At 72.1% G+C, this 14,692-nt stretch carries 12 protein-coding genes; 3 read left to right on the top strand and 9 right to left on the bottom strand.

What is annotated here, in order from left to right; translation table 11 throughout:
- Positions 1-32: 32 nt before the first annotated feature.
- The 3 genes from EV292_RS14725 to EV292_RS14715 all read right to left on the bottom strand — a co-directional run bounded on the left by EV292_RS14725 (position 33) and on the right by EV292_RS14715 (position 2,027).
- On the bottom strand, positions 33-326 hold the full coding sequence (locus EV292_RS14725) for a hypothetical protein (RefSeq protein ID WP_132909984.1): 294 nt from the start codon (positions 324-326) through the stop codon (positions 33-35).
- Positions 327-398: 72 nt separating this feature from the next.
- Positions 399-1,181: a transglutaminase family protein gene (locus tag EV292_RS14720; protein WP_132909983.1), complete on the bottom strand. Its 783-nt coding sequence runs from the start codon at positions 1,179-1,181 to the stop codon at positions 399-401.
- 105 nt (positions 1,182-1,286) lie between these two features.
- Positions 1,287-2,027: a Bax inhibitor-1/YccA family protein gene (locus tag EV292_RS14715; RefSeq protein WP_132909982.1), complete on the bottom strand. Its 741-nt coding sequence runs from the start codon at positions 2,025-2,027 to the stop codon at positions 1,287-1,289.
- Positions 2,028-2,149: 122 nt separating this feature from the next.
- On the opposite strand from EV292_RS14715, the gene thpR reads away from it, so the two are divergent.
- The gene (thpR, locus tag EV292_RS14710) at positions 2,150-2,695 is read left to right on the top strand and encodes an RNA 2',3'-cyclic phosphodiesterase (protein WP_132909981.1); all 546 of its coding nucleotides are present in this window, start codon (positions 2,150-2,152) and stop codon (positions 2,693-2,695) included.
- Positions 2,696-2,704: 9 nt separating this feature from the next.
- Here thpR and EV292_RS14705 read toward each other — a convergent pair whose 3' ends face one another.
- From EV292_RS14705 to EV292_RS14690, 4 genes are all read right to left on the bottom strand, one after another.
- The gene (locus tag EV292_RS14705; RefSeq protein ID WP_132909980.1) at positions 2,705-3,505 is read right to left on the bottom strand and encodes a transglutaminase N-terminal domain-containing protein; all 801 of its coding nucleotides are present in this window, start codon (positions 3,503-3,505) and stop codon (positions 2,705-2,707) included.
- Positions 3,505-4,440, bottom strand: a complete 936-nt coding sequence (locus tag EV292_RS14700; RefSeq protein WP_132909979.1) for an alpha-E domain-containing protein — start codon at positions 4,438-4,440, stop codon at positions 3,505-3,507. Before EV292_RS14700 ends, EV292_RS14705 begins: the two co-directional genes overlap by 1 nt.
- Positions 4,440-5,942, bottom strand: coding sequence for a circularly permuted type 2 ATP-grasp protein (locus tag EV292_RS14695; RefSeq protein WP_132909978.1), 1,503 nt, complete (start codon positions 5,940-5,942; stop codon positions 4,440-4,442). The genes EV292_RS14700 and EV292_RS14695 overlap by 1 nt, the downstream gene beginning before the upstream one ends.
- Positions 5,943-6,386: 444 nt before the next feature.
- Complete coding sequence (locus EV292_RS14690; RefSeq protein ID WP_132909977.1) at positions 6,387-8,411, bottom strand: protein-disulfide reductase DsbD domain-containing protein; 2,025 nt, start codon at positions 8,409-8,411, stop codon at positions 6,387-6,389.
- 49 nt (positions 8,412-8,460) lie between these two features.
- Between EV292_RS14690 and EV292_RS14685 the strand changes: the two genes are divergently transcribed.
- Positions 8,461-10,113, top strand: a complete 1,653-nt coding sequence (locus EV292_RS14685; RefSeq protein WP_132909976.1) for an alkaline phosphatase family protein — start codon at positions 8,461-8,463, stop codon at positions 10,111-10,113.
- 7 nt (positions 10,114-10,120) lie between these two features.
- Here the strand turns inward: EV292_RS14685 and EV292_RS14680 are convergent, their stop codons facing one another.
- The gene (locus tag EV292_RS14680) at positions 10,121-11,719 is read right to left on the bottom strand and encodes a sulfotransferase (RefSeq protein WP_132909975.1); all 1,599 of its coding nucleotides are present in this window, start codon (positions 11,717-11,719) and stop codon (positions 10,121-10,123) included.
- Here EV292_RS14680 and EV292_RS14675 point away from each other — a divergent pair.
- Positions 11,718-13,028 carry an amino acid permease gene (locus tag EV292_RS14675; protein ID WP_132909974.1) on the top strand — a complete coding sequence of 437 codons (1,311 nt, stop codon included), beginning with the start codon at positions 11,718-11,720 and terminating at the stop codon, positions 13,026-13,028. The genes EV292_RS14680 and EV292_RS14675 overlap by 2 nt on opposite strands.
- Here EV292_RS14675 and EV292_RS14670 read toward each other — a convergent pair.
- On the bottom strand, positions 13,000-14,613 hold the full coding sequence (locus tag EV292_RS14670) for an NAD(P)/FAD-dependent oxidoreductase (protein WP_132909973.1): 1,614 nt from the start codon (positions 14,611-14,613) through the stop codon (positions 13,000-13,002). The two genes, EV292_RS14675 and EV292_RS14670, sit on opposite strands and share 29 nt — an antisense overlap.
- Positions 14,614-14,692 lie beyond the last annotated feature (79 nt).

Raw genomic sequence — 14,692 nt, 5'->3', positions numbered from 1 at the left:
TCCACGCGCGCACCTCCGCGTCGCGCGGTTCCTCACGCGTCGCGCTGGCGCTCCGCTTCCTCGGCCTCGTCGAAGCCCGACGAGGGTGCGGGATCGTCGCGGCCCGGCTGGGTCGCCGACACCGGGTCGGAAGCGTCCATCGACTCGTCCAAGCCCTGGTCGACCTTCGCGTCGGCACTGTCGGGGTGCTTCTGCAGCCTTTTCTCGATCGAACGGTCCTGCCCGGCGTCCTGCCGCGGGTCCTTGGATCCGCCCGCGTTGCCGGCCTCGGGCGCCACCGAGAGGCTGTCGAGCGCGCGGTCGTCGATCGGGCTCTGGTCGGTCATGTCTCTCTCCTGCGATGCTGGCAATAGTCTGACACGCCCAACGCCGCGCCCAGGGCGCGCGTTCCTGCGCGATCAATCCGCCAGCCGCTCGACGCGCACGGTCTGCGTCCACAGGTTGGCGGTGCCGAACACGGTCATGAAGGCGATGTCGGTGGCGTCGCGGCCGACCGTCACCACCGCCATCTCGTCGGCGCGCGCCATGCCGGTGGCGTCGACGAGGTGCCAGCTGCCGTCGAGCCACAGTTCGGCGACCGCGTGGAAGTCGGGCGGGTCGACGCCGGGAGCATAGACCGCGACGCAGCGCGCCGGGATCTCGGCGGCGCGCGCGAGCGCGACGAGCAGATGCGCATAGTCGCGGCAGACGCCCCGTCCCGACGCGAACGTCTCCATCGCCGTGGTGCGCGCGTCGGTGTCGGCGCCGTCGTAGCGGAGGTGAGTTCGCACGAAGTCGGCGAGCGCGAGCGCCAGCGCGCCGCCGCTCAGCCGCTCGAAGCGGCGGCGGACGAGGTGCTCGAACCGATCCGACTCACAATAGCGGCTCGGCAGCAGATACGGGATCGTCGCCGCGGGCAGCGAGGTGACCGGAGTCGCGGGCAGCATGGCGAGATCGAGCGCGGCACGATCGATCGCGACGACCGCCTCGTAGCGCGCCACGAGCCGGCCCTCGCCGCGCGCCCAGCAGCGCTGCCCCACCCCCTCCTCGCCCGCGACCGCGCGGATCGGATGGTCCGACTCGATCACCAACGCCTGCGTCTCGAGCCGCTGCGCGGGCAGCGCCGCGGCCTCGATCTGGAGCAGCACGTCGGCGGGCTCGGGGAAGCCATAGTCGAGCAGGACCTGGATCGAGAGGCGCATGGCTTGGGTCTCCGGCCCGCTACCGCGAACCCATAAGAAAAGAGGCCCGGCGGTCACCCGCCGAGCCCCTTCCTAACGCCGCCGATCGAGGATCGGCTATGCGGCTCAGTCGCGATTGCCGCCGAACAGCCGCAGGATGAAGAGGAACATGTTGATGAAATCGAGGTAGAGGCTCAGCGCCGACATCACCACCGCCTTGCCGACCATCTCGGCGCCATGGCCCGCGACCTGGAAGTACAGGCTCTTGGTGCGCTGCGTGTCATAGGCGGTGAGGCCAGCGAACAGCAGCACGCCGACGATCGAGATCACCAGCCCGAGCGGGCCCGAGTTCACGAACAGGTTGATCAGGCTGGCGACGATCAGGCCGACCAGACCGATGATCAGGAACGCGCCGAACGCCGACAGGTCGCGCTTGGTGGTGTAGCCATACAGGCTCAGCGCGGCGAAGCCCGCCGCGGTCGCGGCGAACGCCTGCGCGATCGCGATCGGCGAGTAGACGAAAAAGATCGACGACAGCGACAGACCCATCGCCACCGCGAAGCCCCAGAACATCGCCTTGAGCGTCGAGGTGGTGAACTTGCCCTGGCCGAAGCTCATCGCGAAGACGAAGCCGAGCGGCAGCAGCGCGATCACCCAGCGCAGCGGCGACTGGAACGCGGCCTGGGCATAGCCCGAGAGCGCGAACGCCAGCGCGACGATGCCGGTGAGCAGCACGCCCGACGCCATGTAATTGTAGACGGACAGCATGTACGACCGCAGCCCGGCGTCGAACGCCGCGTCGCGGGTGCCCGAAGCGGTTCCGCCGAACGCGGCGGCGGAGGGCCGGGGATCGGACCAGTTGGCCATTGTCTCAAAACTCCTTCGCCCGGCACTCATGCCGGATGCGTCGAATATCGCCGCGCGCCGTTTCCTTTTCAAGGAACGGGCTCCCCGTTCCGACGACAGCAACCGTTCGTTACAGAGATTTCATGCACCGTCTGTTCGTCGCCCTGCGCCCCCCGCCGGCGATCCGTGCCGCGCTGCTCGCCGCCACGGGCGACGGCGCCGCGGGCGTGCGCTGGCAGGACGACGAGCAGTTGCACCTGACGCTGCGCTTCATCGGCGAGGTCGAACGGACACAGGCGGAGGACGTCGCCGCCGCGCTCGCCGGCGTGATGGCGCCGGTGCCGACGGTACGGGTCGAGGGCGTCGGCGCGTTCGACCAGCGCGGTCGGGTCGATACCTTATGGGCACGGGTCGTGCCCGCCGAGCCGCTCGCCGCGCTCCACCGCAAGGTCGATCAGGCGCTGCGCCGCGCCGCAGTGGCGCCCGACCAGCGTCGCTACCTGCCGCATATCACGCTGGCGCGGCTGGCGCGCCGCAGCGCCGATCCGGCCGCGGTGGCACGCTGGACCGAGGCGCATGCGGCGCTCGCCACGCCCGACTTCAGGCTCGAACACCTGCTGCTGTACGAGAGCCACCTCACGAGCGCGGGCGCGCGCTACGAGGCGGTGGCGCGCTGGCCGCTGGGGTGAGCCGCCGCTCTACTCCTGCGCGCTGACCTGCACCTCGACCTCGAGACACTCGCGCCCCTCGCCGAGCCGCGATCCCGCCACCGGCGACGAGCCGGTCGCATCCAGCGCGACCGCGACGCGGACGTGATGCTCCTCGGGCGACTCGCCCAGCGTCGGGTCGAAGCCGACCCAGCCGAGATCGTCGACCCACGCCTCGGCCCAGCCGTGCGGCGTGGCGCGGCGGCCGTCCTGCAGGTCGCAATAGCCCGTGACGTAGCGCGCCGGCACCGCCAGCGCGCGCGCCGCCGCCACGAACAGCTGCGCCAGGTCGCGCGGGGTCGCGCTCGCGCGCGCGAAGGCGTCGGCCGCGGTGAGGCCCGGATCGGGGCGCTCCGACGAGACGGCGAAACGCTCGTGCAGCGCGCGGTTGAGCGCGTGCAGCGCAGGGATCGGCGCGGCGTCACCGACCGCCGCGCGCGCGAAGTCCTCGATCGCCGCGTCCGCCGAAGTCGTCGGCGTCGCACGCAGGTAGAGCGCGGGCGGCAGCGGCTCGAACGTGCCGTGCAGCACGCCTCGGGACGTACTCGTCACCACCTCGCCCGCCACCGCGATCTCGATGCCGTCGAGCGGCCCCTCGGCGTAGAGCATCGTGGTGCGGTTGCCGAAGCCGTCGCGGTGCTCGCGCAATCGCGCGTCGCAGTCGACCGAGATATGCCACTCGGCGACGGTCTGGTCGTGGCTGTTGCGCGGCGTCATGCGCAGCAGCTGGACGACCCGCGCCTGCGGGGCGGTGAAGCGATAGCTCGTGCGATGCTCGATCGAGAGACGCATCAGTGGAACTTGAACTGCCGGCCGATCGCGACGTGCAGATGCGCGTTCTCGGCGATCACGGCCCGGAGATGCTGGTGCAGCCCGGCGCTGATGACGTCGCTGGTGCGCGTGCGCGCGATCCGCGCCGAGCGCGTGCGTGCCATCCGGTCCGCCTCCCCCTGGGTGCCGCTCGAGCGCGCCAGGCCGGTGAGCGCGGTGACGGTCTCCTCGGTCGCGGCGGCGACGCTGCGCGGCAGCTCGCCGCGGCTGAGCAGCAGATCAATCACGTTCGCCGGGGCGAGCCCGTCGCTGTAGAGCCAGCGGTAAGCGGTCACCGCCGACACCGTCTGGAGGATCGTGGTCCATTGGTCGCGGTCGACCGTGCCGCCGACCGGCTCGCCCGCGGGCAACAGCAGATGGTATTTGACGTCGAGCAGCCGCGCGGTGTTGTCGGTCCGCTCCACCGCCTGGCCGAGCCGGATGAACAGGGTCGTCTGGTTGCGCAGCATGCGGTGAACCGCGCCCTCGAAACCGCGCGTCTCCGCCTTGACCGAATCGACCAGCGCCAGCGTCGTCGCGGGATCGAGCCGCGCGACGCGCTGGTCGAACAGCAGCCAGGCGCCGTTGATCGCCTGCCACGCCTCGCGGCTGAGCGCGGTGCGCACCGCGCGGGCGTTGTCGCGCGCCATGCCGACGCAGCGCAGGATCGAGCCGGGGTGGCCGGCGTCGGCGAGCAGGAAGCGCGCCACCTCCTCGCGGGTCAGCTCACCGCCGACCGCGGCGAAGGCGGGCTCGGTCTCGGTCACCGCCAGCGCCGAGCGCCACGCGTCCTCGCCCGCGGGACGGGTGGAGAGCACGTCGAGCCGCAGCGTCGCCTCGACCAGTCGCGCGATGAAGTCGGCACGCTCGACGTAGCGGCCGAGCCAGTAGAGCGAGGCGGCGGTGCGGCTGAGCATCAGCCCTGCCCGCCGAGCGTCTGGGTCATGCCGCCCATCGTCTGCGTACCGGCCGACTGGGACATCGTCGGCGCGCCGGGCATCAGCACGAAACTGTCCTTGGTGCCGCCGCCCTGCGACGAATTGACCACCAACGAGCCCTCGCGCAGCGCGACTCGGGTCAGTCCGCCCGGCACCACCTGCACCCCGCGTGCGCCGCTCAGCACGAAGGGCCGGAAGTCGACGTGGCGCGGCGCCACCCCCTGCTCCACCAGCGTCGGCACGGTGGAGAGTGCCAGCGTCGGCTGCGCGATGTAACGGTGCGGCTCGGCCACCAGCGCGGCGCGGAAGCGCTCAATCTCGCTCTTGGAGGCGGTCGGCCCGACCAGCATACCGTAGCCGCCCGAGCCGTCGACCAGCTTGACCACCAGCTCGTCGAGATGGTCGAGCACGTAGCGCAGCGCCTCGGGCTCGCGGCAGCGCCACGTCTCGACGATCGGCAGCTTGGCCTCCCCGCCCGAGTAGAAGCGCACGATCTCGGGCATGTAGCTGTAGATCGCCTTGTCGTCGGCGATGCCGTTGCCGGGCGCGTTGATGATCGCGACGTTGCCGGCGGCGTAAGCGGCGATCAGCCCGGGCACGCCGAGCAGCGACTCGGGGCGGAACACCAGCGGATCGAGGAAGTCGTCGTCGACGCGGCGATAGATCACGTCGACCTTCACGCGCCCGGCGATCGTGCGCATGTAGACGAGATCGTCGTCGACGACGAGGTCGGCCGCCTCGACCAGCTCGATCCCCATCGAGTCGGCGAGGAAGCTGTGCTCGTAATAGGCCGAATTATAGTGGCCCGGCGTCAGCAGCACGCAATTGGGATGCTGCCCGCTGCCGCGCGGCGCGACCGACTTCATCGTCTCGAGCAGCATGTCGGGATAGCTGTCGACCGCCGCGACGCGGAACTTGGCGAACAGCTCGGGGCACAGCCGCACCATCGCCTCGCGGTTCTCGAGCATGTAGCTCACTCCCGAGGGCGTCCGCGCATTGTCCTCGAGCACGTAGAACTGATCCGGCCCGGTGCGCACCAGGTCGATGCCGCAGATGTGCGCCCAGACGTCGTGTGGCGGGCGGATGCCGGCGATCTCGGGGCGGAACTGCGGGTTGCCGAGGATCAGGTCGGCGGGAAGCACGCCTTCCTTGAGGATGCGGCGCTCGCCGTAGATGTCGACCAGGAAGGCGTTGATCGCCTCGACCCGCTGCACCAGCCCCTCGGACAGGCGCGCCCATTCGTCGGCGAGGAAGACGCGCGGCACGATGTCGAACGGGATGATGCGCTCGCTCGCCTCGCTCTCGCCATAGACCGCGAAGGTGATGCCGAGCTGGCGGAAGGTGACCTCGGCGGAGCGCTGGCGGCGGCGGAGCTCGTCGGACGGCGTCTCGTCGAGCCAGCGACACAGGTCCGCCAGCTCGGGGCGGGCACCGTCGCGATCGGCCGCCCCCATGATCTCGTCGAACGCCGCTGTCCCCATCTACCCCCGTCAACTCACGAGCCGAGATTTCGACCCATGCTGGCGGAGTTGGTTGCGCTGCACAAGCGGGTGGAGTGATTTTGGTTCAGTGCGCTCCTGCGGACGCAGGAGCCCAGGGTCGCGGGTTTTGTCCTGCGTGGCGCTGGGTTCCTGCGTCCGCAGGAACACGCCGGTGAGACGAAACCACGCGCGCTCCTGCGAGGGCGAGACCTTTGCCAACGTCGCGCAACGCTCCTCCTCTTCCGTCATCCCGGACCTGTTCCGGGATCCACTCCTCCGCAAGAACAGCGCGACATGAGTGTGCGGCACAGTGGATCCCGGACCAAGTCCGGGATGACGGAGGGGGGTTTTGCAAGGTCTCGCGAATGCGGGAGCCCAGAACCGCGGGCGTCACCCTCTGTGACTCCGGGTTCCTGCGTTCGCAGGAGCACGGGCGTGGCCGACTCAGCGATCCGCGGGCAGCGCGGCGAGCATCCCGCTGGTGAGCACCTGCGGCAGCACGCGCGGCGTGGCGGCACCGGGCTTGTACCAGAGGTAGAGCGGCACGCCGGCGCGGTTGTGCGCCTCGATGAAGCGGCCGAGCACCGGGTCGCCGTCGGTCCAGTCGCCGACCAGCACCGCCACCTTGCCCTCTTTGAACGCGGCCGCGGTGGTGGCGGTCTCGATCGCGGCCTTCTCGTTGACCTTGCAGGTGAGGCACCAGTCCGCGGTGAAATAGGCGAACACCGGCCGCCCTTCCGCCCGCAGCGCGGCGAGTCGTGCCTCGCTGAACGGCTCCGCGCCGGGCAGCCCCGCCACCGCGCTGGCGCCGCTCGCCGCCGGCCGCACCAGCGCCACCCCACCGAGCGCGAGCAGCAGCGCGACGCCGGCGGGCCACCACGCCGCGTCGCGCCCGGCGTGCTGGCGCAGCCCGGTCCACCACAGGCCGACCGCGGCGAGCAGGGTCGCGGCGAGGCCGAGCGTCATCCCGTCCACCCCGGCCTGGCGCCCCAGCACCCAGGCAAGCGCGAGCGCGGTCAGCCACATCGGCAGCGACAGGATACGCCGCAGCCGCGTCATCCACGCCCCCGGCCGCGGCAGCCGGGCGCGCAGCGCGGGCACGAAGCCGATCAGCAGGAAGGGCAAAGCGATCCCCAGCCCCAGCCCCGCGAACACCGCCAGCGCCGCCGCGGCGGGCAGCACCAGCGCGGCGCCGAGCGCGGCCCCCATGAACGGTCCGGTGCAGGGCGTCGCGACGAAAGCCGCCAGCGCGCCGGTCGCGAACGCCCCCGCCGCCCCGCTCCTGGCGGCGAACTGCGGCGTCGGCAGCTCGAACAGCCCGGCGAGGTTGAGCGCGATCGCGGTGACGAGCAGCAGCAGCGCGCCGATCACGCGCGGGTCCTGCAGCTGGAACGCCCAGCCCGCGCTCGATCCCGCCGCGCGCAAGGCCAGCAGCCCGGCGCCGAGCCCGACGCACACCAGCAGCACGCCCGCGGTATAGGCCAAGGCCTCGCGCCGCGCGTGCGCCGCGCTCTCGCCCGAGCGCGCGAGGCCGAGCGCCTTGAGGCTGAGAATCGGGAAGACGCAGGGCATCACGTTGAGCAGCAGCCCGCCCAGCACCGCGCCGGCGAAAGCGACCAGCGCGGTCGCGAGCATCCCCTCGCCGCCGCGCGGCGGCGCGACCGTGCCCGGCCGCGCGGTCAGCGCCAGCCCGCCGCCCGCGCCCGTGGCGAGCACGCCCGCGATCTCGCCCGTCAGCGGCTCGGCCGCGGCCTTGGTCTCCACCGTCAGCGTGTCGCCGTCGCGCGTGACCGTCTGCGGCGCGGCATAGTCGATCGCGCCGCCGCCCGCCGGATAGAACCACACGCCGCTCGCGGGCGCGTCCGCCGGGAAGGGCACCGCCAGCCGGAAGCGGTCACCGGCGCGCTGCCACGTCGCGGGCGTGGAGAGCGGGCGCGGGAGCGCGCGGCGCCAGCCGTCGAAGGCGGAGCGACGCGCGGGATCGATCGCGCCGTCCCCCACCGTCAGGTCGAGCGTGAGCGTCTGCGTCTCGGGGACGCAGATCTCCGCGGTGCAGACGAGATAGTCGAGCTTGGCGACCAGCGGCAGCCGCGTGCCCGGCGCCAGTCCCGCGGGCACGCGCAGCGTCGTCAGCAGCGCCCAGGGCTTCTCGTAGACATAGTTCATCAGCCCCGCGATCAGCAGCCGCGACGGCACCGGATAGTCGAGCTCGCCCGCGCGCGCGCCGGCGGGCAGCGTCCAGGTCACGCGAGTCGGCACGCCCGCGTCGCCGGGGTTGCGCCAATAGCCGTGCCACCCCGGCTGCGGCACGGCGCGGAACGCCAGCGCCACCTCGCCGCCGGCGGCGGGTCGGTCGCTCTCCGCCACCAAGGTCAGCGCGACGTGGCGCGCGGGCTGCGCCGACGCGCCGCTCCCGGCCAGCAGTGTCACGAGGATGAAAAGCGCCGCGCGCACAGCTTGCCTGACCATCGGACGCGTATCATAGCCGCGGTCGCCCCCGCATGCATCAAGGTTGGCCATGAAATCGCTCTTGCTCGCTCTGCTCGCCACCGTCGCCGCGGTGCCCGCGACCGCCCAGTCCGCCCCGCCCTCCCCGTCCGCCCCGCCCGCCGCGCCCGCCGACGCCCCGCGCACGCCGCCCAAGCTGATCGTGGCGATCTCGGTCGACCAATTCTCCGCCGATCTGTTCGCGCAATATCGCCGCCATTACACCGACGGCATGGCGCGGCTGCTGACCGGCGCGGTGTTCCCCTCGGGCTATCAGAGCCATGCCGCGACCGAGACCTGCCCGGGCCACTCGACCATCCTGACGGGCATGCGCCCGGCGCATACCGGGATCATCGCCAACAACTGGCTCGACCAGAAGGTCGGCCGCGCCGACAAGACGGTCTATTGCGCCGAGGACGAGCGCGCCGGCGGCGACCACGAACATTACACGCCCTCCGACCTCCACCTGAAGGTGCCGACGCTCGGCGACATGATGAAGCGCGCCGACCCGCGGTCGCGCGTCGTCGCGGTGGCGGGCAAGGACCGCGCCGCGATCATGATGGGCGGCCACACCACCGACCAGATCTGGTTCTGGGGCGGGCAGAAGTTCATCTCGCTGACGGGGCGGCAGGAGCCGGCGGTGGTCACGCGCGCCAACGCCGCGGTGGGCGCGCTGCTCGCCAGGCCGCAGGAGGCGCTGCCGCTGCCCGGCTATTGCAAGACGCTGGCGCGCCCGATCGCGGTCGGCGGCCAGACGCTCGGCACCGGGCGGTTCGAGCGCGCCGCGGGCGACGCCAAGGCGTTCCGCGCCTCGCCCGCGCTCGACGGCGCGGTGTTCGCGCTCGCCGCGGCGATGATCGAGGACATGAAGCTCGGCCGCGGCCCCGCCACCGACCTGATCGCGGTCGGTGCCTCGGCGACCGACTATGTCGGCCACTCGCTCGGCACGCAGGGGTCGGAGATGTGCATCCAGATGGCGCAGCTCGACGAGTCGATCGGCGGCTTCCTCGCCGAACTCGATCGCACCGGCATCGACTATGAGGTGGTGCTCACCGCCGATCACGGCGCGCACGACATGACCGAGCGCCAGCAGCAGCGCGCGATGCCGATGGAGCAGCATGTCGCGCCCGAGGCCTCGGCGACGACGATCGGCGCCGCGATCGGACGCGATCTCGGCATCGCCGGTCCGGTGCTGCTCGGGCCGGAGGGCGACGTCTATCTCGCCGATTCGGTGCCCGCGGCGAAGCGTGCGCCGGTGCTGGCGGAAGCGAAGAAGCGCTTCCTCGCGCAGCCGCAGGTCGCCGCCGCCTTCACCCGCGACGAGCTCGCCGCCACCCGCATGGCGACCACCCCGCCCGAGACCTGGACGCTGATCGAGCGCGCACGCGCCTCGTTCGATCCGGAGCGGTCGGGCGACCTGACCGTGCTGCTGCGCCCGCGCGTCACCACGATCAAGGCGCCGGGACCGGGCTATGTCGAGACCCATGGCAGCCCGTGGGACTATGACCGCCGCGTGCCGATCCTGTTCTGGCGCAAGGGGATGGCCGGGTTCGAGCAGCCGCTGTCGGTGGAGACGGTCGATATCGCGCCGACGCTGGCGGCGACGATCGGGCTGCCGGTGAGCGGCCTCGACGGCCGCTGCCTCGACCTTGACGCCGGTGCGGGCGACACCTGCGCGCGCTGATCGTGGCTCAGGCGAGCGTCGCCGGCACCGCCGGATAGACGCTCGCCACCTCGCCCAGCGCCGCCTCGAGCGGCGCGAGATGCGCGGCGAACGGACGCCAGGCGCGGTCGCCGCCGCGGAAGAGCGGCTGGCGCACCTGCTCGGACGAGGCGGTGCGCACCGCGCGCTCGGTCGCGTGGAAGTTGAGGCACGCCGCCTCGAACGCCAGCCCGCACGCCGCCAGCAGCGCGCGGATCTGCGGCTCGGGCGAGTCGACCAATCCCTCGTGGATCACGCGATGCACCGCGCCGGGCTGGACCGCGTCGACGCGCGCCATCAGCCGGACATAGTCGCGATAGTAGCGCCCCATGTCGGTGAGGTCGTAGCTGAACCCCTGCCCGCGCGCGAAATGCTGCTTGTAGTTGGAGAAGCAGCAGGCGCGCGGGTCGCGGCGCGCGTCGATGATCGTGGCGTTGGGCAGGATCAGCCGGATCAGCAGCACGTGCGCCCAGTTGTTGGGCAGTTTGTCGACGAAGTAGGGCCGGTCGGTGCGCCGCTGCACCGCGGCGCGGCGCAGATAATCCTCGCCCAGCTCGCGCGCGCGCTCGGCGGTGAGCGAGGCGAGGCCCTGCGGATAATCGCCGATCCGCCGCGCGATCGCGGGCAGGTCGGGCAGCTCGGTCGTCCCCTCGACCTGGCTGTGCGAGGCGAGGATCTGCTCGACCAGCGTCGAGCCCGCGCGCGGCATGCCGAGCACGAAGATCGGGTCGCGCGCCGGACAGCCCCAGCCGCTGCGCGCGGCGAAGAAGTCGGGGGTGGCGAGCGCGACGCTCGCGTCGACGAACGCCTCGGTCGCGTCGGCGTCGTAGACGATGCCGCGCCGCCGCCGCGCGTTGCCCGCGGCGTAATGCGCGAAGGCGCGGTCGGCGTCGCCGCGCTCCTCCCACGCCTTGCCGAGCGCGAAGTCGAGGTGGAAGCGATCCTCGTCCTCGCCGGCCTCGATCAACGCGCGCTCCATCGCCGCGACGTCATCGTCGTCGAAGCGCACCGTCTTGAGGTTGGCGAGGCTCCACCACGCCTCGCCCAGCACCGGCCGCAGCGCGATGGCGCGGCGATAGGCCGCGACCCCCTCGGCCTGCCGCCCCACCGTCTTGAGCATATGGCCGAAGCTCATCCACACCTTGGGCTGCGCGGGCGCGGCGGCGAGCACGCGCTCGTACAAAGCGATCGCCTCGTCGAAGCCGCCGAGCCGCCCCAGCGCCGCGGCCTTGAGATTGGCGTGGCCGAGATGCTCGGGCTCGACCGCGAGCAAAGCGTCGAGCTCGGCCAGCGCCTCGGTCGGCCGGTTCTGGCGATAGAGCACGATCGCGAGATTGGCGCGCGCCGCGGTGAAGCCGGGCGCCAGCTCGAGCGCGCGGCGCAGCAGCGTCTCGGCGTCGCGGTTGCGCCCGAGCCGCCCCGCCAGCTCGGCCAGCATGCGGATCGCGCGCGCGTCGAACGGATCCCGCTTAAGATAGCCACGGAGCAGCGGCTCGGCGACCTCCAGGCGATTGTCGTGGAGCGCCAGCGCCGCGTCGACTAGCAGGGGCGGCAGACGCCGGGGTTCGCGGACAGACACGAGGGACATGGAAGAGCGAGACAATCACGCCGAGGCCGCGCGATCAAGCCGCGCGCTCACCTTCTGGGGTCTGCTGGCGCTGGTGATGGGCAATCTGATCGGCTCGGGCATCTACCTGCTGCCCGCCACGCTGGCGCCGCTGGGGGCGAACGCCACGCTCGGCTGGGTGGTGACGATCGCGGGGGCGATGACGCTGTCGTTCGTGTTCGCGCGCCTCGCCGCCGCGATCCCGCGCGCGGGCGGGCCTTACGCCTATGCCGATGCCGCGTTCGGGCCGGTGATCGGCTTCGCCACCGCCTGGAGCTATTGGACGCTCGTCTGGGCGGGCAACGGCGCGGTGGCGGTGGCGGTGGTGAGCGCGCTCAGCCTCGCCTTCCCCGCGCTCGCGCCGCACGCCGCGATCGCCGCGGTGGTGCTGGTGTGGGTGGCGGTGCTGGTCAACATCCGCGGCGTCGATCTCGCGGTGAAGCTGCAGATGACGACGATGGTGATCAAGCTGGTGCCGCTCGCCGCGGTGGTGCTGCTCGCCGGCTGGCTGCTGCTGACGCGCGGCGCCGGCGCGGTGGCGCATGACGTCGCGGTGCCACTGACGGTGACGGGCACCGCGGGCGCGGCGGCGCTGACCTTCTGGGGCTTTCTCGGGGTCGAGTCGGCGACGGTGCCGGCCGACCGCGTCGCCGACGCGCGCCGCACCGTGCCGCGCGCGACGCTGGTCGGCACCGCCGCTGTAGGGGTGATCTACCTTATCGTGTCGAGCGCGATCACCGCGCTGATGCCACGCGCCGCGGTCGCCGCCTCGCCCGCACCGATCGCGGCGTTCCTCGGCATCGCCTTCGGCAGCGGCGTCGCGCAGGTGGTCGCGCTGTTCGCCGCGGTCAGCGCGCTCGGCGCGCTCAACGGCTTCGTGCTGCTGCAGGGCGAGGTGCCGCGCGCGATGGCGCAGGGCGGCGTGTTCCCGCGCTGGTTCGCGCGCGAGACCGCGCAGGGCACGCCGGCGCGCGCGCATGTCGTCGCCGGGCTGCTCGTCACCGCGGTGACGCTCGCCAATTTCACCCGCGGCATGGGCGACCTGTTCGCCTTCGTCGCCTCGGTGTCGCTCGCCGCGGGCATGCTGGCCTATCTCGCCAGCGCGCTCGCCGCGGTGAAGCTGCTGCGCGACGACCCCGCCGCGCGCGTCGTCGGCGTGATCGCGGCGGTGTTCGTCGGCTGGCTCTCCTACGGGCTCGGCGCCGAGGCGAACGGCTGGGCGCTGGTGCTGCTGCTCGCCGGGGTGCCGGTCTATCTCGCGGTCAGGCGCGGCGGCGCCAGCGCGCGCTGAGTTTGCGGTCGGCAAGGATGGCGTGCGCGGCATTGTGGCCGGGCGCGCCGGTCACGCCGCCACCCGGATGCGCGCCCGAGCCGCACATGTAGAGCCCGCGGATCGGCGCGCGATAGTCGCCGTGGCCGAGCACCGGGCGCGCCGACCAGAGCTGGTCGAGGCTCATCCGCCCGTGGAAGATGTCGCCGCCGATCAGCCCGAACTTGCGCTCGAGGTCGAGCGGCGAGTGGATCTGGCGCGCGATCACGCTGGCCTTGAAGTTGGGCGCGTGCGCGGTGACCGTGTCGATGATGTGATCGGCGACCTCCTCGCGCACCTCGTCCCAGCTCCGTCCGTCCGGCAGCTCGGGCGCGAACTGCTGACAGAACAGGCTGGCGACGTGCTGCCCCGGCGGGGCGAGGCTGTCGTCGACCGTGCTGGGGATCTTCATCTCGACGATCGGCTGGCGCGACCAGCCGTGGACGCGCGCGTCGTCATAGGCGCGGTCCATATAGTCCGTGCCCGGCGCGATGATGATCCCGGCAGTGTGATGCTCGGCGCGCTCGCGCCCGGGCAGCACGGAGAAATCGGGCAGCTCGCTCAGCGCCACGTTCATCCGGAACGTGCCCGAGCCGGTCTTGAACCCGGCGATCCGGCGGCGGAAATCCTCGGGCAGCTCGTGCCCCGCGACCATCTGGCGGTACAGCATCGCCGGCCCGACGTTGGCCGCCACGATCGGCGCGACGATCTCCTGCCCGCTCTCCAGCACCACGCCCGCGGCGCGCCCGCCGTCGACCAGCACGCGCGCGACCGGCGCCTCGACGCTGATCTCGACGCCCTCGGCGACGCACGCCGCCGCCATCGCCTGGGTGATCGCGCCCATGCCGCCGACCGAATGGCCCCAGGCGCCGTACTTGCCGTTCACCTCGCCGAAGACGTGGTGGAGCAGGACATAGGCCGAGCCCGGCGTCGACACGCCGGCGTAATTGCCCACCACCGCGTCGAAGGCGAAGGCGGTCTTGACGTGATCGTCCTCGTACCAGCCGTCGAGGAAGTCGCGCGCCGATTTGGTGAAGACGTCGAGCAGGTCGCGCTGCGCCGCGATGTCGAGCTTGGCGAGCGGCCAGGCCTGGCGCGCCGCGCTGACCAGCTCGAGCAGCCCGCCGCCCGCGTTGGGCGGGATCTCGAGCGCGAGGTCGCGCAGCACCTGCGCGACGCGCTCCAGCGCGGCGTCATAGGCGGGGTAAGCGTCGGCGTCGCGCTGGCTGAAGCGCGCGAACTGCGCCTGGGTGCGCTGCGCCCCCCCGCCGAGCGTCAGATAGGTGTCCGGGAAGGGGAAGAAATTGCTGATCGTGCGCTCGATGATGCGATAGCCGCGATCGTGCAGCTTCATGTCCGCGATCACCTTGGGGCGCAGCAGGCTGACGGTGTAGCTGGCGGTGGAGTTGCGGAAGCCGGGGTGGAACTCCTCGGTCACCGCCGCGCCGCCGACGACGTGGCGGCGCTCGAGCACGCGCACCTTGAGGCCCGCGCGCGCGAGGTAGAAAGCGCAGACCAGGCCGTTGTGCCCCCCGCCGATGATGATCGCGTCGTAGCGCTGCGTCATGATGCCCCCATCTGCTTCTTCTCGTCCAAGTCTGATCCGTCATCCCGGCCTAGAGCCGGGATCCATGGTGCCGCGAGAG

Source organism: Sphingomonas sp. BK235 (assembly GCF_004345855.1).
Classification (GTDB): domain Bacteria; phylum Pseudomonadota; class Alphaproteobacteria; order Sphingomonadales; family Sphingomonadaceae; genus Sphingomonas.
This window is presented reverse-complemented; position numbering and strand designations above follow the sequence as displayed.

Excerpts from the sequence above, each read along its gene's own strand:
- EV292_RS14725 (WP_132909984.1), bottom strand. The coding sequence starts at position 326 with ATGACCGACCAGAGCCCGATCGACGACCGCGCGCTCGACAGCCTCTCG.
- EV292_RS14720 (WP_132909983.1), bottom strand. The coding sequence starts at position 1,181 with ATGCGCCTCTCGATCCAGGTCCTGCTCGACTATGGCTTCCCCGAGCCC.
- EV292_RS14715 (WP_132909982.1), bottom strand. The coding sequence starts at position 2,027 with ATGGCCAACTGGTCCGATCCCCGGCCCTCCGCCGCCGCGTTCGGCGGA.
- thpR (WP_132909981.1), top strand. The coding sequence starts at position 2,150 with ATGCACCGTCTGTTCGTCGCCCTGCGCCCCCCGCCGGCGATCCGTGCC.
- EV292_RS14705 (WP_132909980.1), bottom strand. The coding sequence starts at position 3,505 with ATGCGTCTCTCGATCGAGCATCGCACGAGCTATCGCTTCACCGCCCCG.
- EV292_RS14700 (WP_132909979.1), bottom strand. The coding sequence starts at position 4,440 with ATGCTCAGCCGCACCGCCGCCTCGCTCTACTGGCTCGGCCGCTACGTC.
- EV292_RS14695 (WP_132909978.1), bottom strand. The coding sequence starts at position 5,942 with ATGGGGACAGCGGCGTTCGACGAGATCATGGGGGCGGCCGATCGCGAC.
- EV292_RS14690 (WP_132909977.1), bottom strand. The coding sequence starts at position 8,411 with ATGGTCAGGCAAGCTGTGCGCGCGGCGCTTTTCATCCTCGTGACACTG.
- EV292_RS14685 (WP_132909976.1), top strand. The coding sequence starts at position 8,461 with ATGAAATCGCTCTTGCTCGCTCTGCTCGCCACCGTCGCCGCGGTGCCC.
- EV292_RS14675 (WP_132909974.1), top strand. The coding sequence starts at position 11,718 with ATGGAAGAGCGAGACAATCACGCCGAGGCCGCGCGATCAAGCCGCGCG.
- EV292_RS14680 (WP_132909975.1), bottom strand. The coding sequence starts at position 11,719 with ATGTCCCTCGTGTCTGTCCGCGAACCCCGGCGTCTGCCGCCCCTGCTA.
- EV292_RS14670 (WP_132909973.1), bottom strand. The coding sequence starts at position 14,613 with ATGACGCAGCGCTACGACGCGATCATCATCGGCGGGGGGCACAACGGC.